Consider the following 19,133-nt stretch of genomic DNA (forward strand, 5'->3'; position numbering starts at 1 on the left):
GGCTCGGTGCCGGCTCCGTGCCGGACGGAATGCCGCAGACTGTCAACCGAAGGTTGACGTTCCGGGGGTGTCAACCTAAGGTTGACGCATGACGATCAATCCGCTCGGCTCCGCATCCCCCCGTCTCGACGACCTCATCGACGCGATCAAGAAGGTCAACCCCGACGCCCTGCACCAGTTGCAGGACGCGGTCCTCGCCGCCGAACACCTCGGCGAGGTCGCTGACCACCTCATCGGCCACTTCGTGGACCAGGCCAGGAGGGCCGGCGCCTCCTGGACGGACATCGGCAAGAGCATGGGCGTCACCCGGCAGGCCGCCCAAAAGCGTTTCGTGCCCAAGGAGTCCGCCGACCTCGACCTCGCCCAGGGCTTCCAGCGCTTCACGCCGCGCGCCCGCGCCGTGGTCGTCGCGGCGCACGGCGAGGCCCGGGCGGCCCGCGCCGCGGAGGGGCTGCCCGAGCATCTGGTGCTGGGGCTGCTGGCGGAGCCCGAGGCGATCGGCGCCCGTGCGATCGAGGCGCAGGGGGTCACCCCGGAGGCCGTCCGGGAGGCCGTCACGGCGGTGCTCCCCGAGGCGGCCGAGAACCCGCCGGAGCTCGTGCCGTACGGCTCGGCGGCCAAGAAGGCCCTGGAGCTGACGTTCCGTGAGGCGCTGCGGCTGGGCCACAACTACGTCGGCACGGAGCACATCCTGCTGGCGCTGCTGGAGCAGGAGAACGGCGAGGGCGTGCTCAGCCGGCTCGGTGTCGGGAAGACCGGGGTGGAGGAGTTCGTCGCCCGGGCGCTGGAGCTGGTGACACCGGCGACGGACGCAGCCCAGGAGACCGACGAGGCGCCGTCCGCGGAGGGGCGGTCCCCGCAGGAAGGCTGAGGCGGCCGGTTACTCGCCCGCCACCATCTTCACCGCGTCGGTGACCGGCGTGGACCCGCCGATCAGTTCCAGCGTCAGGCCCACCGTGCCGGGATAGTCCAGGAGTTCGGCGATGACGGCGGCCACGTCGTCGCGCGGGACGGGGCCCCGGCCGGTGGAGGCCCGCAGCAGCACCTGCCCGGTGCCGGCGTCGTCGGTGAGCATGCCGGGACGCAGGATCGTCCAGTCCAGCGAGTCGCCGAGGGAGCGCACGTAGGCGTCGGCCTCGCCCTTGGCGCGCAGGTAGGCGTCGAAGACCTCGTCGCCCTGGTGGTCCGGATCGGCGGCCATGGAGGAGACGACCAGATAGCGGCGGACGCCCGCCCGGACGGCGGCGTCCGCGAGCAGCACGGCGGCGCCCTTGTCGACGGTCTCCTTGCGGGCCGCACCGCTGCCCGGGCCCGCGCCCGCCGCGAAGACGGCGGCGTCGGCGCCGCGCAGGAGTTCGGTGAGCTCCTCGACGCCGGCCGACTCCAGGTCGAGGACGAGGGGTTCTGCCCCGGCCTCGCGGAGATCGTCGCCGTGATCGGGATTGCGGATGATGCCCGCGACCTCCTCACCTCGCGCGGCGAGCAGTCGGGACAGTCGCAGGGCGATTCGGCCGTGGCCTCCGGCGATGACGGTACGCATGCTTCGACCGTAACTCGGTGGGCCGGACGATGCGCCACGACGCGTCACGGCCACCGCCGCGAGGCTCGTCCACCGCCCGGGGGCGCGGGTTCGGCCCACGCCCCGCGGAGCGGCCCGACGCAGCTGAGGCGTCAGGGCCGGGCCGTGAGCGTCACGACGGAGCGCGTCGATGCCGCCTCGACAAGGTGAAGGGCCCGGAGGCATGCCCCGCGACGCACCGACGCGCTCGGTGTGCGGGGCCACGCCCTCGCGCCAGGCGGGGCGAGGCGTCACGCAGCGGCGTGAGGCCGCGTCACAGCCGTTCCCACGGGGCGACATCGCCCTCGCGCCGCGTCGTCGCGCGGCAGCGTCACGGCGCGGCGCGAGCGCCCCGCGCCGCGAGAGGAGGACACCCGCGCCCCGTCGGGCCCACGCCCGCGCCTCATGGCGACGGCGACCCCGGCCCGCTGTCGCGTGACGGTGCCCCGCCCCGTCAGGGATGCCGTGCCTGGCGCGGGAGTTCGGGTCCCGCGCCCGCGCCGCCGAGGTCGCAGTACTCGCGGACCGCGCTGGTCCGGGAGACCACTCGCCCGGCGTGGATCACCAGGCGGCTGTAGGCCAGCGAGAGGGCCCCGGCCAGCCGGTCCCCGCGGACGGCGAGCAGGTCGGCGGGGAACCCCGCCTCGACCCGCACCGGCGGCAGCCCCAGCACCGCGCGGGCGGCCGCGCTCACCGTCCCGAAGGCGTCCTCCACCGGCAGCGCGTCCTGCGAGGCCAGCAGGTAGGCCGCCTCCAGCGGGTCGCCGCGGCCCACCGGGTTCGACAGGTCACGCAGCGACCCGCTTCCCGCGGCGACCCGCACACCCGCGGCCCGCAGCAGCCGCACGGGGGCGGCGCCGCGGCGGTCGGCGCCCGCGCAACCGCCCTGGGGGAGACAGACGACGCCCACCCCGGCCGCCGCCAGCTGGTCGGCGCAGCGTGAGGCCACGTCGCTGGGCAGCAGCCCCAGTCCGCCCAGCGGGCCGAGCGTCACCCCGCCGCGCAGCCCGCCCGCCATGGCGGCAAGGCGGCACAGACGGGCCGGGTCGGTGCCGTCGGTGTGCAGGTCGACCGCGCAGCCGTGGGCCGAGGCGAGGTCCAGCACCGCCTCCACGTAGCCGGTGGGGTCCGGATCGCGGTCCGGGCAGCCGCCGACGACCGTCGCGCCCATGCCGACCGCGTCCCGCAGCAGGGCCAGCCCGTCGGCCCCGGCTGCCCCCGTGAGCAGCCGGGGCATGGCGACGACCGCCAGGTCGACCAGGTCGCGCACCACGCCGCGCACCCGCAGTACCGCCTCCAGGGCGCCGAGCCCCTGGACGTCGCCGACACGGACGTGGGAGCGGATCGCGGTGGAGCCGTGGCCGAGCTGGGCGAGGACCGCCTCGGTGGCCCGGCGCTGGACGTCCTGCGGATCGCCCGGCGCGGGCCCGTCCGCCTCGGCGGTGAGCGCCGTGTCGGCGTGGGCGTGCGGTTCGACGGGGGCGGGGAGGAGCAGGTAGCCCTCCAGGTTGACGCGCGCGGGCGCCGCGCCCGTTCCCGTACCCGGTCCGGCGCCCCCGCCCCCGCCCCCGCCCGCGTCCGTCGTGGCGGCGCAGGCGGGCGAGGGGAGGAAGGCGTTGGCCGGGTGCGCCGGACCGGGGACCACCGGGTCGCCGGCCAGGCTGCCCGCCGTGCCGACGGCTTCGATCCGCCCGCCGCCCAGCCGGACGTCCACCGTGCGGCCGTCGGTCAGGCGGGCGCCGCAGAGCAGGAGTGCGGCGGGCTCGGCGGGGCCCGGCGTGGAGGAGGGCGACGGGTTGGGCTGCTGGGGAGGCGGCTGGCTGTCGGACATCGCGTTCCTGGGGGTCCGGATCCGGGTGCTGCTGCGGGGAGGACGCCGAGGGGCGGCCTGGAGAAACGATCACGTGGAGTGACCGAGCCTAGGGCGGCGACCCGCCGAGCCCAGGGAGGAGCGCAATAGTCGTACCGGTGTGGTGCCACCGGTGCGGGAGCCCTCTTCCGGTGCGGCGGGAGGGTTGCGAGGCGACCGGGGGCCCCTTCGGGACATCCCGGCGCAGGACGCCGGGAAACGGATTTGGGGGATCGGCGGACGACCGTGTAATGTCTTCCTCGCTCGCCCCAATAGCTCAGTCGGTAGAGCGTCTCCATGGTAAGGAGAAGGTCTACGGTTCGATTCCGTATTGGGGCTCTGGTGAGAGAGGTCCCCGCCGCGAGGCGGGGTCCGATCGATCCGCAGCGGTGTAGCTCAGTCGGTAGAGCAAGCGGCTCATAATCGCTGTGTCACCGGTTCAAGTCCGGTCACCGCTACTCTTAGTAGCCGATTGCGGGGTCGGTCCTTCAGTCGGCTACTATTTTTCTGTCTTAGTTCGTACTATCCGTTCGTCAAGGAGCACTTCACGTGGCTGCCACCGACGTCCGCCCGAAGATCACGCTGGCCTGCGTGGAGTGCAAGGAGCGGAACTACATCACCAAGAAGAACCGGCGTAACAACCCGGATCGCATGGAGATGAAGAAGCACTGCCCGCGTTGCAAGGCGCACACCGCGCACCGCGAGACGCGATAAATCAGGCTCGTACGTGAGGCCGTCCCCGTCAGGGGGCGGCCTTTCGTCGTTCCCCACGGCGTCCGGTCCGTCCCGCCCCGGGGCGTGCCCCGCCGTGCATAGGGTTACCGCAGCAAGCACAGGCAGCAGGAGGTGGCGCCCATGGCGCTGGACCAGTCGTTCGTCGGGCGGAGCTACCCGCCCACCGACCCGTACGAGGTCGGGCGGGAGAAGATCCGCGAGTTCGCCGCCGCCATCGGCGACCCCAACCCCGCGTACACGGACCCGGAGGCCGCCAAGGCCCTCGGTCACCCCGATGTGATCGCGCCGCCGACCTTCGTCTTCCTCGTCGCCTTCAAGGCCGCCGGGCGCGTGATCCACGACCCGGAGCTGGGTCTCGACTACAGCCGCGTGGTCCACGGCGACCAGAAGTTCGCCTACCGCCGTCCGGTGCGCGCCGGTGACCGGCTCACCGTGACCACCACCATCGACGCCATCAAGTCGCTGGCCGGCAACGACATCCTCGACGTGCGCGGCGACGTGCACGACGAGTCCGGTGAACTCGTGGTGACCGCCTGGATCAAGCTGGTGGCCCGCGCCGCCGAGGAGGGATGACGAGGATGACGGCCAAGGTCGCGTACGCCGACGTGGAGGTCGGCACCGAACTTCCCGCGCAGGTCTTCCGGCTGACCCGCGCCACGCTGGTCGAGTACGCCGGCGCGTCCGGCGACTTCAACCCGATCCACTGGAACGAGAAGTTCGCCAAGGAGGTCGGGCTGCCGGACGTCATCGCGCACGGCATGCTCACGATGGCCGAGGCGGCCCGTGTGGTCACCGACTGGATCGGCGACCCGGGCGCGATCGTCGAGTACGGGGTCCGCTTCACCAAGCCCGTCGTGGTCCCCAACGACGACGAGGGCGCGACGATCGAGGTCAGCGGCAAGGTCGCGGCCAAGCTCGACGACAACCAGGTCCGGGTGGACCTGACCGCGATGTTCGCCGGGCAGAAGGTCCTCGGCATGTCCCGCGCGGTCGTCCGCCTCGCCTGACCCCGGCGCGGATCCCGGCCGGGATCTCGGTTCGTGCCCCGGCGCGGGCCCCGGCCGGGTTCTCGGTTCGTCGCCGTCGGCCGGGAGGCCGAGGTCTGTGCTCCGGCGGGGCCCCGGCCAGGTCCCCGGCCCCGTGCCCCGGCGCCGCCCGCGCCGGTTCCTCGCCCCGTGACCCGCGCCGCACGCCGTCGCGGCACCCGGGCCGGGCGGTGACGCCTCCGCGTCCCGTCCGGCCCGCCGCGTAGGCTAGGCGGCGTGCAGGAACGACATGACGCCCCGCTCGCCCCGCTGACCACCTTTCGTCTCGGCGGCCCGGCCCGCCGGCTGGTCACCGCGACCACCGACGCCGAGGTCGTGGAGGCCGTCCGCGAGGCCGACGCCTCCGGCACGCCGCTGCTCGTGATCGGCGGCGGCTCCAACCTGGTCGTCGGCGACAAGGGCTTCGAAGGCACCGCCCTGCGCATCGCCACCAGCGGCTTCTCCCTGGACGGCACCAGCCTGGAGCTGGCCGCCGGCGAGGTCTGGTCGGAGGCCGTGGCGCGCACCGTGCGGGCCGGCCTGGCGGGCATCGAGTGCCTGGCCGGCATCCCCGGCTCCGCGGGCGCCACACCCATCCAGAACGTCGGCGCCTACGGCCAGGAGGTCTCCTCCACGATCACCGAGGTGATCGCCTACGACCGCGCCGCCGGCGCGACGGTCGCCCTGAGCGGCGAGGAGTGCGGCTTCTCGTACCGGCACAGCCGCTTCAAGGCGGACCCGGACCGTTACGTCGTGCTGCGCGTCCGCTTCGAGCTGGAGGACGCCGGGGGCATGTCCGCCCCGCTGAAGTACCCCGAGACGGCGCGCGCCCTGGGGGTCGAGGCCGGCGAGCGGGTGCCGCTGGAGCAGGCCCGCGAGACGGTGCTGAAGCTGCGGGCGGGCAAGGGCATGGTCCTCGACGCCGAGGACCACGACACCTGGTCCGCCGGGTCGTTCTTCACCAACCCGATCCTCGACGACGCCGCCTTCGCGGCCTTCCGCGAGCGGGTGCGCGAGCGCCTCGGCGACGAGGTGACGCCGCCCGCGTACCCGGCGGGGGAGGGGCGCACCAAGACCTCGGCCGCCTGGCTGATCGACAAGGCGGGCTTCACCAAGGGCTACGGCGGCGGGCCCGCGCGCATCTCCACCAAGCACACGCTGGCCCTCACCAACCGCGGCTCCGCCACCACCGAGGACCTCCTCGCCCTCGCCCGCGAGGTCGTGGCCGGGGTGCGGGAGGCGTTCGGCGTCACCCTGGTCAACGAGCCGGTGATGGTGGGCGTCGGCCTCTGAGGCCACCGCCCCCACCGTCACCGCCCCCACAGCCACCGTCCTCACCACAGCCACCGTCCTCACCGCAGCCACCGCCCTCGCGTCCCGGGCCGCCGGCAGGTCACGCCGGCGTGGTGAGCCAGGTGTCGATGCCGGCCAGCAGCCGGGAGCGGACCTCCTCGGGCGCGGCCGAGCCGCGGACGGACTGACGGGCCAGCTCGGCCAGCTCCGCGTCGGTGAACTCGTGGTGCTCCCGGGCGATCTCGTACTGGGCGGCCAGGCGCGAGCCGAAGAGCAGCGGGTCGTCGGCCCCCAGCGCCAGCGGCACCCCGGCCTCGAACATGGTGCGCAACGGGACCTCCTCCGGCTTGTCGAAGACGCCCAGCGCCACGTTGGAGGCGGGGCAGACCTCGCAGGTGATCTGCCGGTCCGCCAGCCGTCGCATCAGCCGCGCGTCCTCCGCGGCCCGCACGCCGTGGCCGATGCGGGTGGCCTCCAGGTCGTCCAGGCAGTCGCGCACCGACGCCGGGCCGGTCAGCTCACCGCCGTGCGGGGCGGCCAGCAGACCGCCCTCCCTCGCGATCGCGAACGCCCGGTCGAAGTCGCGGGCCAGGCCGCGCCGCTCGTCGTTGGACAGCCCGAAGCCGACCACGCCGCGGTCCGCGTACCGCACCGCCAGCCGGGCCAGGGTCCGCGCGTCCAGGGGGTGCTTCATGCGGTTCGCCGCGACCAGAACCCGGATGCCCAGACCGGTCTCCCGGGAGGCCGCGTCCACGGCGTCCAGGATGACCTCCATGGTGGGGATCAGCCCGCCCAGCCTCGGGGCGTAGGAGGTGGGGTCCACCTGGATCTCCAGCCACCCGGACCCGTCCCGGACGTCCTCCTCGGCGGCCTCGCGGACCAGCCGGCGGATGTCGTCCTCGTCCCGCAGACAGCTCCGGGCGGCGTCGTAGAGCCGCTGGAAGCGGAACCAGCCGCGCTCGTCGGTCGCCCGCAGCTGCGGGGGCTCCGCCCCGGTCAGCGCGTCCGGCAGCCGGACGCCGTGCTTGTCGGCGAGTTCGAGAAGGGTCTGGGGGCGCATCGAACCGGTGAAGTGCAGGTGCAGATGAGCCTTCGGCAGCTTGGTGAGATCACGTACGCGCTCCATTGCCGAATCCTGCCGTACTCCCATGCGTCACTCCTACCCAGTTCCCCTTTCGAGACCTTGCTCGAACGGAAAATCGGTCCGGCAGGAGCCGGGCGCAGACGGGGCGGGGGGGGTGGTGGGGGGGACGATAGCCCCCCCCCCCCCCGGGTGGGGCGGTCACGTACCGCCCCGCCCCGCTCGTGTAGGACCGGCTCAGTCCTGGGCCTCCGCCAGCAGCTTCTGGATGCGGCTGACGCCCTCGACGAGGTCCTCGTCGCCCAGCGCGTAGGAGAGCCGCAGGTAGCCCGGGGTGCCGAAGGCCTCGCCCGGGACGACCGCGACCTCCACCTCCTCCAGGATCAGGGCGGCGAGCTCCACCGAGTTCTGCGGACGGCGGCCGCGGATCTCCTTGCCGATCAGCGCCTTCACCGACGGGTAGGCGTAGAACGCGCCCTCCGGCTCCGGGCAGACCACGCCGTCGATCTCGTTGAGCATCCGCACGATCGTCCGGCGACGGCGGTCGAACGCCTCGCGCATCTTCTCCACGGCGGTCAGGTCGCCGGAGACGGCGGCCAGCGCGGCGGCCTGGGCCACGTTGGAGACGTTGGAGGTGGCGTGCGACTGCAGGTTGGTCGCGGCCTTCACGACGTCCTTCGGGCCGATGATCCAGCCCACCCGCCAGCCGGTCATCGCGTACGTCTTGGCGACGCCGTTGACCACGATGCACTTGTCGCGCAGCTCGGGCAGCACGGCCGGCAGCGAGGTGAAGACGGCGTCGCCGTAGACCAGGTGCTCGTAGATCTCGTCGGTCAGCACCCACAGGCCGTGCTCCACGGCCCAGCGGCCGATCGCCTCGGCGTCCTCGCGGCTGTAGACCGCGCCGGTCGGGTTGGAGGGGGAGACGAACAGCACGACCTTGGTGCGGTCGGTGCGCGCCGCCTCCAGCTGCTCGACCGAGACCCGGTAACCGGTGGTCTCGTCGGCCACCACCTCCACCGGCACGCCGCCGGCCAGCCGGATCGACTCCGGGTAGGTGGTCCAGTACGGGGCCGGGACGATGACCTCGTCGCCCGGGTCCAGGATCGCGGCGAAGGCCTCGTAGATGGCCTGCTTGCCGCCGTTGGTCACCAGGACCTGCGAGGGGTCGACCTCGTAGCCGGAGTCGCGCAGCGTCTTGGCGGCGATCGCGGCCTTGAGCTCGGGGAGACCGCCGGCGGGGGTGTAGCGGTGGAACTTCGGGTTCTTGCAGGCTTCGATCGCGGCCTCGACGATGTAGTCCGGCGTCGGGAAGTCGGGCTCGCCGGCGCCGAAGCCGATCACCGGGCGCCCGGCGGCCTTCAGGGCCTTGGCCTTGGCGTCGACGGCGAGGGTCGCGGACTCGGAGATCGCGCCGATGCGGGCGGACACCCGGCGCTCGGTCGGAGAGGTAGCTGCGCTCATGACCGCCATGGTTTCAGAAAGGAAACACCGGCGGCATCCAGGTTCGCGGAGTGAACAAGGGGTGCACACGCGTGCCCATCCGGGTCCCGGGCCGTGAGCACCGGAGCGGGTGCGGGGGAGGTGTGGGGACGCTCGCGCCGACGTCCTCGCGGGACGCGGAATTTTCTGTTCGACGCGGAGGCCGAGAACACGTACACTCTCACCTCGTTGGAAGCCGACGGACCGCGTCGATCAGGATCTTGCGAGAGACCCGAGAGCATGCGGTAGGTTGGTGGACACCACAAAGGGTCGTAGCTCAATTGGTAGAGCACTGGTCTCCAAAACCAGCGGTTGGGGGTTCAAGTCCCTCCGGCCCTGCTACACACACCTAGCCAGGTTGTGTGCGCATGACAGTATTGCCAGGCACCGCCGTGCGGCTCATACCGGGCTCGTGCACGGCACGATCCGGGATTCAGGTGAGGACGAGTGACGGACGCCGTGGGCTCCATCGACATGCCTGATGCCCAGGACGAAGAGAAGAAGCCGCGCAAGGGCGGCAAGCGCGCCAAGAAGGGCCCGCTGAAGCGCCTCGCGCTCTTCTACCGCCAGATCGTCGCGGAACTCCGCAAGGTCGTCTGGCCCTCCCGCAGTCAGCTCACCACGTACACGACAGTCGTGATCATATTCGTGGTGGTCATGATCGGACTGGTCACAGTGATCGACTTCGGCCTCGACGAGGCCGCCGGCTGGGTCTTCGGCTGACCCGCCCGAAACTGACACCGCACAGCAGACAGGGCGTCGTGAAAACGGCGCCCTTGTTCGCGTCCCGGCCTGGTGTTCATGAACGCCTGACAGGGACGAATCGTCCGCTAGGCTGAAGGCCAGTGTTCCGTTGGACCGTCGATTCCTCCCCCGCGAGGGGGAGCGGCGGGGAGCGCCCCTCGCGGGAGGCGGCGCCGGCGGAACGGCATCAACCCCCATGTACCCAGGAAGAAGCAGCCACCGTGTCTGACCCGAACCTGAACGACGCCAGCGAGTCGGTCGAGGCCGTCGAGGACGAGCTCGAGATCGTCGAGGGCGCGGACACCGAGGACACCGAGACCTCCGCCGAGGTCGAGGCTGCCGACGCCGACGTCGAGGAGGCGTCCGAGGACGCCGCCGACGAGTCGGAGACCCCCGCCGACGCCGTTGAGGCCGCCGCGGACGAGGACGGGACCGACGAGGAGACGACCGACGAGGTCGTGGACCCGGTCGCCGCCCTCCGCGAGGAACTGCGCACCCTGCCCGGCGACTGGTACGTCATCCACACGTACGCCGGTTACGAGAAGCGCGTGAAGGCCAACCTCGAGCAGCGTGCCGTCTCGCTGAACGTCGAGGAGTTCATCTACCAGGCCGAGGTGCCCGAGGAAGAGATCGTCCAGATCAAGAACGGCGAGCGCAAGACGGTCAAGCAGAACAAGCTGCCCGGCTACGTGCTCGTCCGCATGGATCTGACGAACGAGTCCTGGGGCGTCGTCCGCAACACCCCCGGCGTCACCGGCTTCGTGGGCAACGCCTACGACCCGTACCCGCTGTCGCTGGACGAGATCGTGAAGATGCTCGCCCCGGAGGCCGAGGCCAAGGCCGCCCGCGAGGCCGCCGAGGCCGAGGGCAAGCCGGCGCCGCAGCGCAAGGTCGAGGTCCAGGTCCTGGACTTCGAGGTCGGCGACTCGGTCACCGTCACCGACGGCCCCTTCGCCACCCTCCAGGCGACGATCAACGAGATCAACGCCGACTCGAAGAAGGTCAAGGGCCTCGTCGAGATCTTCGGTCGCGAGACCCCGGTCGAGCTGTCCTTCGACCAGATCCAGAAGAACTGATCCATAGTCTTCCGAAACAGGTCGGACGGCACACTTCGGTGGCCGTCTGACCTGCTCGGTTTTCAGCCGCACATGGATACCCGTTATCGTGGTGCGGTATGCCTCCATCCGGCTGAATCGGATGGTTGGCTCAACCTCTCACTAAGACCCGGAGAGAGAGCACATGCCTCCCAAGAAGAAGAAGGTCACGGGGCTCATCAAGCTCCAGATCAATGCCGGCGCGGCCAACCCGGCCCCGCCGGTCGGCCCCGCGCTGGGCCAGCACGGCGTGAACATCATGGAGTTCTGCAAGGCCTACAACGCCGCGACCGAGTCGCAGCGTGGCTGGGTCATCCCGGTGGAGATCACGGTCTACGAGGACCGTTCCTTCACCTTCGTGACCAAGACTCCGCCGGCCGCCAAGATGATTCTCAAGGCCGCGGGTGTGGAGAAGGGCTCCGGCGAGCCTCACAAGACCAAGGTCGCGAAGATCACCGACGCGCAGGTCCGTGAGATCGCCACGACCAAGATGCCCGACCTCAACGCCAACGACATCGACGCCGCCGCGAAGATCATCGCCGGCACCGCCCGTTCCATGGGCATCACCGTCGAAGGCTGACCACCCCCGTAGTTGACGTGGGAGGGCCTGCTCGGCCCACACCACGACTCCTCTCAGTACTCAGGAGCAGAAGTGAGCAAGCGCAGCAAGTCTCTCCGCGCTGCGGACGCCAAGATCGACCGGGAGAAGCTCTACGCCCCGCTCGAGGCCGTCCGTCTCGCCAAGGAGACCTCCACGACCAAGTTCGACGGCACCGTCGAGGTCGCCTTCCGTCTGGGTGTCGACCCGCGCAAGGCCGACCAGATGGTCCGTGGCACCGTGAACCTTCCGCACGGCACCGGTAAGACCGCCCGGGTCCTGGTCTTCGCGACCGGCGACCGTGCCGAGGCCGCGCGTGCCGCGGGCGCCGACATCGTCGGCTCCGACGAGCTCATCGACGAGGTCTCCAAGGGCCGCCTGGACTTCGACGCCGTCGTCGCCACCCCGGACCTCATGGGCAAGGTCGGCCGCCTCGGCCGCGTGCTCGGTCCGCGTGGTCTGATGCCGAACCCGAAGACCGGCACCGTCACCATGGACACCGCCAAGGCCGTCACCGAGATCAAGGGCGGCAAGATCGAGTTCCGGGTCGACAAGCACTCGAACCTGCACTTCATCATCGGCAAGACGTCCTTCGACGACACCAAGCTGGTGGAGAACTACGGCGCGGCGCTGGAGGAGATCCTCCGTCTGAAGCCGTCCGCCGCCAAGGGCCGCTACATCAAGAAGGCCGCGATCTCCACGACGATGGGTCCCGGCATCCCGCTGGACTCGAACCGTACGCGGAACCTCCTCGTCGAGGAGGACCCGGCCGCGGTCTGAGCCTGACGCTCACCGCGACGGTCCTTTTCCGGTGGCCCCGTCCCCCTTTCCCGGGGGGCGGGGCCACCGGCGTTTCCGGGGCGGTGCATCGTTTCCGGCGGGCGGCAGTGTGGGTGTTGTCAAGAGTGCCGGGAAAAGGCTGATGCGGTGTCGGCGGGGGTCTCTAGTGTGGAGGGGACGTCGCGGGCGCCGGTCGAACCCGCCGCGCCCCGCGTCGCGTTCGCACAGCCGCACAGCCGCACAGCCGCACGCTCGCACATCCGCACCAAGATCCCGGGGGGATCACGATGAACCTTCGCACCCGCCGCTCGCTGGCCGCCCTCGCCGTGGTCACCGCCCTGGTCGCCGGCGCCACCGCCTGCGAGGAGCAGGACGCGGCCAAGGGAACCAAGGGCAGCAAGCCCGCCGCCGCCGAGGAGAAGGGCGGCGGCAACGCGCTCTCCGCGCTGACCGCGGCGTTCAAGAAGACCTCCGAGGTCAGGACCGCCCACCTCGAGATGACGATGACCGTCCCCGGCGCGCAGGGCGGCGAGATCACCATGAGCGGTGTACAGGGGTGGGACCCGGCGCTGCTCGACGTGACGATGTCGGGCGGTGCGCTCGGCGGCGGACAGGCGGGGGCTCCCGAGGAGATCCGCGCGGTGATGGTCGACAACGTCATGTACATGGACATGGGTAAGGCCGCCGCCGCGGAGATGGACGGCAAGCGCTGGATGAAGCTCGACTACACCGAGATCGGCAAGGCCGCCGAGGAGGCGGGCGGGGCCGAGGCGGGCGGGCTGTCCGGCGCCATGAACGAGAACATGAACCAGGACCCGACCGAGTCGCTGGGCATCCTGCTGGAGTCGCCGAACATCCAGAGCCTCGGCTCGGAGAAGGTCAACGGCCTCCAGGCCGAGCACTACAAGGGCACGGTGCCGGTCAAGGAGATGATCGACTCCAGCAAGGCCTTCGCCGAGCTCGACAAGGAGCAGCGCGACCGGCTCGCGGCCACCGTCGAGCAGGCCGGTGTGAAGTCCTACGAGATCGAGGTCTGGGTGACGGAGGACGACCTGCCGACCCGGATGAACGTCGTCATGGACTCCGCCGTCGGCAAGATGAAGATCAAGATGGACCTGTCGGACTTCGGGACCAAGGCGAAGGTGACCGCCCCGCCGGCCTCCGAGACCTTCGACCTCGCCGAGATGATGTCCGGCGCCGGCGCCTGACCGGTCGGACGACCGCTCCACGGGGGAGTGCCGACGGCGCCGCGCACGGGCCGCGCGCCGGCCGCCACGGCCGGCGCGCTCGCCCCGTGGGGCGGAGACCCCCGCCCGCGTCCATCGACGCGGGACGCCCGCCCGCTTCCACCGGAACGCGGGCCCCGTGGCGTGGGCCCGGAGACCCCTCGGCCGGGCCGGCAGGGGCGGATTTGCTCCGCGGTGGTGCACTCGCGTACTCTTCCGAGGAAGCCAAAGACCGCTGGTCGTTGCCGTGCCCTCGCATGAGGGTGTGGTGGCCGAAGGATCCGCTGAAGTGCGGACGACCCGCGTAGGTGACCGTGGAGTAGTTCCCGGAGCGGCGTGAGCCGAGACGGTTGAGCTGAGCCCCGTGCGCCTGCGCATGGGGCGTTTCGTTTTTCCCAGTCCTCCTTCGGGTCCGCGCGGTCCGAATCACCCGGAAGGAGGCCGAGGCTCTATGGCGAGGCCCGACAAGGCTGCCGCGGTTGCCGAGCTTGTGGACGCGTTCCGCAGCTCCAACGCCGCCGTGCTGACCGAGTACCGCGGTCTCACCGTGGCACAGCTCAAGCAGCTGCGCCGTTCGCTCGGTGAGAACGCCCAGTACGCCGTGGTGAAGAACACGCTGACCAAGATTGCGGCCAACGAGGCCGGGATCTCCTCGCTCGACGACCTGTTCAACGGTCCGACGGCGGTCGCCTTCGTCACCGGTGACCCGGTGGAGTCGGCGAAGGGTCTCCGTGACTTCGCCAAGGAGAACCCGAATCTCGTCATCAAGGGCGGTGTCCTTGACGGCAAGGCGCTGTCCGCCGACGAGATCAAGAAGCTTGCGGACCTCGAGTCCCGCGAGGTTCTGCTGTCCAAGCTGGCCGGTGCGTTCAAGGGCAAGCAGTCCCAGACTGCCTCGCTCTTCCAGGCGCTCCCGTCGAAGCTCGTCCGCACCGTGGACGCGCTTCGTGCCAAGCAGGACGAGCAGGGCGGTGCCGAGTAATTCGGCTCGCTTTCTGATCCTCGCCGCCCACTCCTGAGACCAACCGGTCGCAAGGACGGCGCGGCAGGGATCAAATGCGGGCCAAACGTACGCCCGCCTCACCCAGTACATCCGGCACCACCTGCCGATTGAGTGGAAGGACCGCCATCATGGCGAAGCTCAGCCAGGAAGACCTGCTCGCCCAGTTCGAGGAGATGACCCTCATCGAGCTCTCCGAGTTCGTGAAGGCCTTCGAGGAGAAGTTCGACGTCACCGCCGCCGCGGCCGTCGCCGCCGCCCCGGCCGGCCCGGCCGCCGCCGCCGAGGCCCCGGAGGAGAAGGACGAGTTCGACGTCATCCTCACCGGCGCCGGCGACAAGAAGATCCAGGTCATCAAGGTCGTGCGTGAGCTGACCTCCCTCGGCCTGAAGGAGGCCAAGGACCTCGTCGACGGCACCCCGAAGCCCGTCCTCGAGAAGGTCAACAAGGAGGCCGCGGAGAAGGCCGCCGAGTCCCTCAAGGGCGCCGGCGCCTCCGTCGAGGTCAAGTGACCTCACGGATCCGCAGGGATCCCGGCTCGGTCGTGACAGCCTCCGCGTGAGCGGGCTGTAACGCTGAAGCACTGAAGAGCGATCACCCAAGTGGGTGGTCGCTCTTCGGCGTTCCACGGGCCGCCCGGCGGGCTCCTTGCGGTGTCCGTGGCTCGGGGTAAGGTGATCTTCGCCCTGCCCGGGGGAGTCCCGCACGCAGTGCTTTCCGGTGGCCGTGGCAGCGCGCCGCCGGAGAACAGCCGGACGGCGGGGAGCCCTTGACGAACCGCACGCGGCGCGCGATTCTCAGTTCGCGCCGCGACACGATCCGTAATCCGAGGCATGGATCGGCGGCGAAGAGGGCAGTATCACCGTGCGCTGACGGCAGGGGGATATCGCTCCCGCCCGAAGCGTCGTCGAAGACGGTGTCGAGACAAGGTGAGAACAGCGAGGGTCAGCGGCATTCGTGGGGTTCGCGCATACCCGCACTGGACATCAGTGAGCCATGTGGCTACACTGACCCTTTGCGCTGCCTGTTAGCTGCCCCCTGCCCGTCACCAGGGGTCTGCCCTCGCTCGAGCCAGGAAGGCCGGACCGTCCCGACCTGGGACGTTGTCCACTCTTCCTCCCCTCTGCGGGGGGCCGGTACGCGCGTAGTGAGTCCGAGCCCTCGGAAGGACCCCCTCTTGGCCGCCTCGCGCACTGCCTCGACCGCGAATACGAACAACGGTGCCAGCACCGCCCCGCTGCGCATCTCCTTTGCAAAGATCAAGGAGCCCCTCGAGGTTCCGAACCTTCTGGCGCTGCAAACCGAGAGCTTCGACTGGCTGCTCGGCAACGACGCGTGGAAGGCTCGCGTCGAGGCGGCTCTGGAGTCAGGTCAGGACGTCCCCACCAAGTCCGGTCTGGAGGAGATCTTCGAGGAGATCTCCCCGATCGAGGACTTCTCCGGGTCGATGTCGCTGACCTTCCGCGACCACCGTTTCGAGCCTCCGAAGAACTCCATCGACGAGTGCAAGGAGCGCGACTTCACGTTCGCGGCCCCGCTCTTCGTCACCGCCGAGTTCACCAACAACGAGACCGGCGAGATCAAGTCCCAGACGGTCTTCATGGGCGACTTCCCGCTCATGACCAACAAGGGCACCTTCGTGATCAACGGCACCGAGCGTGTCGTGGTCTCGCAGCTGGTCCGTTCCCCCGGTGTCTACTTCGACTCGTCGATCGACAAGACGTCCGACAAGGACATCTTCTCCGCCAAGATCATCCCCTCCCGGGGCGCCTGGCTGGAGATGGAGATCGACAAGCGCGACATGGTCGGTGTCCGCATCGACCGCAAGCGCAAGCAGTCGGTCACCGTGCTGCTCAAGGCTCTCGGTTACACCACCGAGCAGATCCTCGAGGAGTTCGGCGAGTACGAGTCGATCCGCGCCACCCTGGAGAAGGACCACACCCAGGGCCAGGACGACGCGCTGCTGGACATCTACCGCAAGCTGCGTCCGGGCGAGCCGCCGACCCGTGAGGCCGCGCAGACGCTGCTCGAGAACCTCTACTTCAACCCCAAGCGCTACGACCTCGCCAAGGTCGGCCGCTACAAGGTCAACAAGAAGCTGGGCGCCGACGCCCCGCTCGACGCCGGCATCCTGACCGTCGAGGACATCCTCTCGACGATCAAGTACCTGGTGAAGCTGCACGCCGGCGAGACCGAGACGGTCGGTGACAACGGTTCGACCGTGGTCGTCGAGACCGACGACATCGACCACTTCGGCAACCGCCGCCTGCGCAACGTCGGCGAGCTGATCCAGAACCAGGTCCGTACGGGTCTCGCCCGCATGGAGCGCGTCGTGCGTGAGCGCATGACCACCCAGGACGTCGAGGCGATCACGCCGCAGACCCTGATCAACATCCGGCCGGTCGTCGCCTCCATCAAGGAGTTCTTCGGCACCAGCCAGCTGTCCCAGTTCATGGACCAGAACAACCCGCTGTCGGGTCTGACCCACAAGCGCCGCCTGTCGGCGCTGGGCCCCGGCGGTCTGTCCCGTGAGCGGGCGGGCTTCGAGGTCCGTGACGTCCACCCGTCGCACTACGGCCGCATGTGCCCGATCGAGACCCCTGAAGGCCCGAACATCGGTCTGATCGGCTCGCTCGCCTCCTACGGCCGCGTCAACGCGTTCGGCTTCGTCGAGACCCCCTACCGCAAGGTGGTCGACGGCCAGGTCACCGACGACGTCGACTACCTGACCGCCGACGAGGAGGACCGCTTCGTCATCGCGCAGGCCAACGCCCCGCTGACCGACGAGATGCGGTTCGCCGAGGCGCGCGTCCTGGTCCGCCGTAAGGGCGGCGAGGTCGACTACGTCGGTGGCGAGGACGTGGACTACATGGACGTCTCGCCGCGCCAGATGGTGTCGGTCGCGACCGCCATGATCCCGTTCCTCGAGCACGACGACGCCAACCGTGCCCTCATGGGCGCGAACATGATGCGTCAGGCCGTGCCGCTCATCAAGAGCGAGGCCCCGCTCGTCGGCACCGGCATGGAGTACCGCTCCGCGGTGGACGCCGGCGACGTGGTCAAGGCCGAGAAGGACGGTGTGGTCCAGGAGGTCTCCGCGGACTACATCACCACGGCCAACGACGACGGCACGTACATCACGTACCGCCTGGCCAAGTTCTCGCGCTCCAACCAGGGCACCTCGGTGAACCAGAAGGTCATCGTCAACGAGGGCGACCGGATCATCACCGGTCAGGTCCTCGCCGACGGCCCGGCCACCGAGAACGGCGAGATGGCCCTCGGCAAGAACCTGCTCGTGGCGTTCATGCCGTGGGAGGGTCACAACTACGAGGACGCGATCATCCTGTCGCAGCGCCTCGTGCAGGACGACGTCCTCTCCTCGATCCACATCGAGGAGCACGAGGTCGACGCCCGTGACACCAAGCTCGGCCCCGAGGAGATCACCCGGGACATCCCGAACGTCTCCGAGGAGGTCCTGGCCGACCTCGACGAGCGCGGCATCATCCGCATCGGCGCCGAGGTCATCGCCGGCGACATCCTGGTCGGCAAGGTCACGCCCAAGGGCGAGACCGAGCTGACGCCGGAGGAGCGCCTGCTGCGCGCCATCTTCGGTGAGAAGGCCCGTGAGGTCCGTGACACCTCGCTGAAGGTGCCGCACGGCGAGACCGGCAAGGTCATCGGTGTGCGCGTCTTCGACCGCGAGGAGGGCGACGAGCTGCCCCCGGGCGTGAACCAGCTGGTCCGCGTCTACGTCGCGCAGAAGCGCAAGATCACCGACGGTGACAAGCTCGCCGGCCGTCACGGCAACAAGGGCGTCATCTCGAAGATCCTGCCGATCGAGGACATGCCGTTCCTGGAGGACGGCACCCCGGTCGACATCATCCTCAACCCGCTGGGTGTGCCGTCCCGAATGAACCCGGGACAGGTGCTGGAGATCCACCTCGGCTGGCTCGCCAGCCGCGGCTGGGACGTCTCCGGCCTGGCCGACGAGTGGGCCCGTCGCCTCCAGGCGATCGGCGCCGACGCCGTCGAGCCCGGCACCAACGTCGCCACCCCGGTGTTCGACGGCGCCCGCGAGGACGAGCTGGCCGGCCTGCTGCAGCACACCATCCCGAACCGCGACGGCAACCGCATGGTCCTGCCCACCGGTAAGGCGAGGCTGTTCGACGGCCGCTCCGGCGAGCCGTTCCCGGACCCGATCTCGGTCGGGTACATGTACATCCTCAAGCTGCACCACCTGGTCGACGACAAGCTGCACGCCCGCTCGACCGGCCCGTACTCGATGATCACCCAGCAGCCGCTGGGTGGTAAGGCCCAGTTCGGTGGCCAGCGCTTCGGCGAGATGGAGGTGTGGGCCCTCGAGGCCTACGGCGCCGCCTACGCGCTCCAGGAGCTGCTGACCATCAAGTCCGACGACGTGACCGGCCGCGTGAAGGTCTACGAGGCCATCGTCAAGGGCGAGAACATCCCTGAGCCCGGCATCCCCGAGTCCTTCAAGGTGCTCATCAAGGAGATGCAGTCCCTTTGCCTCAACGTGGAGGTGCTGTCCAGCGACGGTATGTCCATCGAGATGCGTGACACCGACGAGGACGTCTTCCGCGCTGCGGAGGAGCTCGGCATCGACCTGTCGCGGCGCGAGCCGAGCAGCGTCGAAGAGGTCTGACGGGA

General features: G+C 70.3%; 17 protein-coding genes and 3 tRNA genes. 16 read left to right on the forward strand and 4 right to left on the reverse strand.

Features of this window, described 5'->3' with window-relative positions; translation table 11 throughout:
* The first annotated feature begins 88 nt into the window (after positions 1–88).
* Positions 89–871, forward strand: a complete 783-nt coding sequence (locus tag ACFRAV_RS11685; protein WP_382553988.1) for a Clp protease N-terminal domain-containing protein — start codon at positions 89–91, stop codon at positions 869–871.
* Positions 872–880: 9 nt separating this feature from the next.
* Here the strand turns inward: ACFRAV_RS11685 and ACFRAV_RS11690 are convergent, their stop codons facing one another.
* On the reverse strand, positions 881–1,540 hold the full coding sequence (locus ACFRAV_RS11690) for an NAD(P)H-binding protein (protein ID WP_382553990.1): 660 nt from the start codon (positions 1,538–1,540) through the stop codon (positions 881–883).
* A gap of 472 nt (positions 1,541–2,012) precedes the next feature.
* Positions 2,013–3,389 carry an amidohydrolase family protein gene (locus ACFRAV_RS11695; RefSeq protein ID WP_382553992.1) on the reverse strand — a complete coding sequence of 459 codons (1,377 nt, stop codon included), beginning with the start codon at positions 3,387–3,389 and terminating at the stop codon, positions 2,013–2,015.
* A gap of 284 nt (positions 3,390–3,673) precedes the next feature.
* On the opposite strand from ACFRAV_RS11695, the gene ACFRAV_RS11700 reads away from it, so the two are divergent.
* From ACFRAV_RS11700 to ACFRAV_RS11725, 6 genes are all read left to right on the forward strand, one after another.
* Positions 3,674–3,746 (forward strand) — tRNA-Thr (locus tag ACFRAV_RS11700).
* Positions 3,747–3,792: 46 nt separating this feature from the next.
* Positions 3,793–3,865: transfer RNA gene (locus ACFRAV_RS11705), tRNA-Met, on the forward strand.
* 91 nt (positions 3,866–3,956) lie between these two features.
* Positions 3,957–4,121: a 50S ribosomal protein L33 gene (rpmG, locus tag ACFRAV_RS11710; RefSeq protein ID WP_046706212.1), complete on the forward strand. Its 165-nt coding sequence runs from the start codon at positions 3,957–3,959 to the stop codon at positions 4,119–4,121.
* A 141-nt stretch (positions 4,122–4,262) separates the two neighbouring features.
* Positions 4,263–4,715 carry a MaoC family dehydratase N-terminal domain-containing protein gene (locus ACFRAV_RS11715; protein WP_351110752.1) on the forward strand — a complete coding sequence of 151 codons (453 nt, stop codon included), beginning with the start codon at positions 4,263–4,265 and terminating at the stop codon, positions 4,713–4,715.
* Between the two features lie 5 nt (positions 4,716–4,720).
* Complete coding sequence (locus ACFRAV_RS11720; RefSeq protein WP_382554053.1) at positions 4,721–5,149, forward strand: MaoC family dehydratase; 429 nt, start codon at positions 4,721–4,723, stop codon at positions 5,147–5,149.
* 255 nt (positions 5,150–5,404) lie between these two features.
* Positions 5,405–6,460, forward strand: a complete 1,056-nt coding sequence (locus tag ACFRAV_RS11725) for a UDP-N-acetylmuramate dehydrogenase (RefSeq protein ID WP_382553997.1) — start codon at positions 5,405–5,407, stop codon at positions 6,458–6,460.
* A gap of 100 nt (positions 6,461–6,560) precedes the next feature.
* On the opposite strand, the gene ACFRAV_RS11730 is transcribed toward ACFRAV_RS11725, so the two are convergent.
* Positions 6,561–7,586, reverse strand: coding sequence for an adenosine deaminase (locus ACFRAV_RS11730; RefSeq protein ID WP_382554000.1), 1,026 nt, complete (start codon positions 7,584–7,586; stop codon positions 6,561–6,563).
* 192 nt (positions 7,587–7,778) lie between these two features.
* Positions 7,779–9,005: a pyridoxal phosphate-dependent aminotransferase gene (locus tag ACFRAV_RS11735; RefSeq protein ID WP_382554003.1), complete on the reverse strand. Its 1,227-nt coding sequence runs from the start codon at positions 9,003–9,005 to the stop codon at positions 7,779–7,781.
* A 284-nt stretch (positions 9,006–9,289) separates the two neighbouring features.
* Here ACFRAV_RS11735 and ACFRAV_RS11740 point away from each other — a divergent pair.
* The 9 genes from ACFRAV_RS11740 (at position 9,290) to rpoB (ending at position 19,128) form a co-directional block, all read left to right on the forward strand.
* Positions 9,290–9,362 (forward strand) — tRNA-Trp (locus tag ACFRAV_RS11740).
* A 108-nt stretch (positions 9,363–9,470) separates the two neighbouring features.
* A complete protein-coding gene (secE, locus tag ACFRAV_RS11745; RefSeq protein WP_351110744.1) occupies positions 9,471–9,746 on the forward strand; it encodes a preprotein translocase subunit SecE in 276 nt (91 codons plus the stop codon).
* A gap of 242 nt (positions 9,747–9,988) precedes the next feature.
* Positions 9,989–10,843, forward strand: a complete 855-nt coding sequence (gene nusG / locus ACFRAV_RS11750) for a transcription termination/antitermination protein NusG (RefSeq protein WP_351110742.1) — start codon at positions 9,989–9,991, stop codon at positions 10,841–10,843.
* Positions 10,844–11,006: 163 nt separating this feature from the next.
* Entirely contained in the window at positions 11,007–11,441 is a 435-nt protein-coding gene (gene rplK / locus ACFRAV_RS11755) for a 50S ribosomal protein L11 (protein WP_108954835.1), read from the forward strand.
* Between the two features lie 72 nt (positions 11,442–11,513).
* Complete coding sequence (rplA, locus tag ACFRAV_RS11760) at positions 11,514–12,239, forward strand: 50S ribosomal protein L1 (protein WP_351110740.1); 726 nt, start codon at positions 11,514–11,516, stop codon at positions 12,237–12,239.
* Positions 12,240–12,526: 287 nt separating this feature from the next.
* Positions 12,527–13,447 carry a hypothetical protein gene (locus ACFRAV_RS11765; RefSeq protein ID WP_382554009.1) on the forward strand — a complete coding sequence of 307 codons (921 nt, stop codon included), beginning with the start codon at positions 12,527–12,529 and terminating at the stop codon, positions 13,445–13,447.
* A 469-nt stretch (positions 13,448–13,916) separates the two neighbouring features.
* Positions 13,917–14,447 (forward strand): 50S ribosomal protein L10, encoded by a 531-nt coding sequence (gene rplJ, locus ACFRAV_RS11770; RefSeq protein ID WP_351110736.1) that lies wholly within the window; start codon positions 13,917–13,919, stop codon positions 14,445–14,447.
* A 149-nt stretch (positions 14,448–14,596) separates the two neighbouring features.
* Entirely contained in the window at positions 14,597–14,977 is a 381-nt protein-coding gene (gene rplL, locus ACFRAV_RS11775; RefSeq protein WP_351110734.1) for a 50S ribosomal protein L7/L12, read from the forward strand.
* 665 nt (positions 14,978–15,642) lie between these two features.
* Complete coding sequence (rpoB, locus tag ACFRAV_RS11780; protein ID WP_382554014.1) at positions 15,643–19,128, forward strand: DNA-directed RNA polymerase subunit beta; 3,486 nt, start codon at positions 15,643–15,645, stop codon at positions 19,126–19,128.
* Positions 19,129–19,133: the final 5 nt, after the last annotated feature.

The organism is Streptomyces sp. NPDC056600, assembly GCF_042792855.1.
GTDB lineage: Bacteria > Actinomycetota > Actinomycetes > Streptomycetales > Streptomycetaceae > Streptomyces.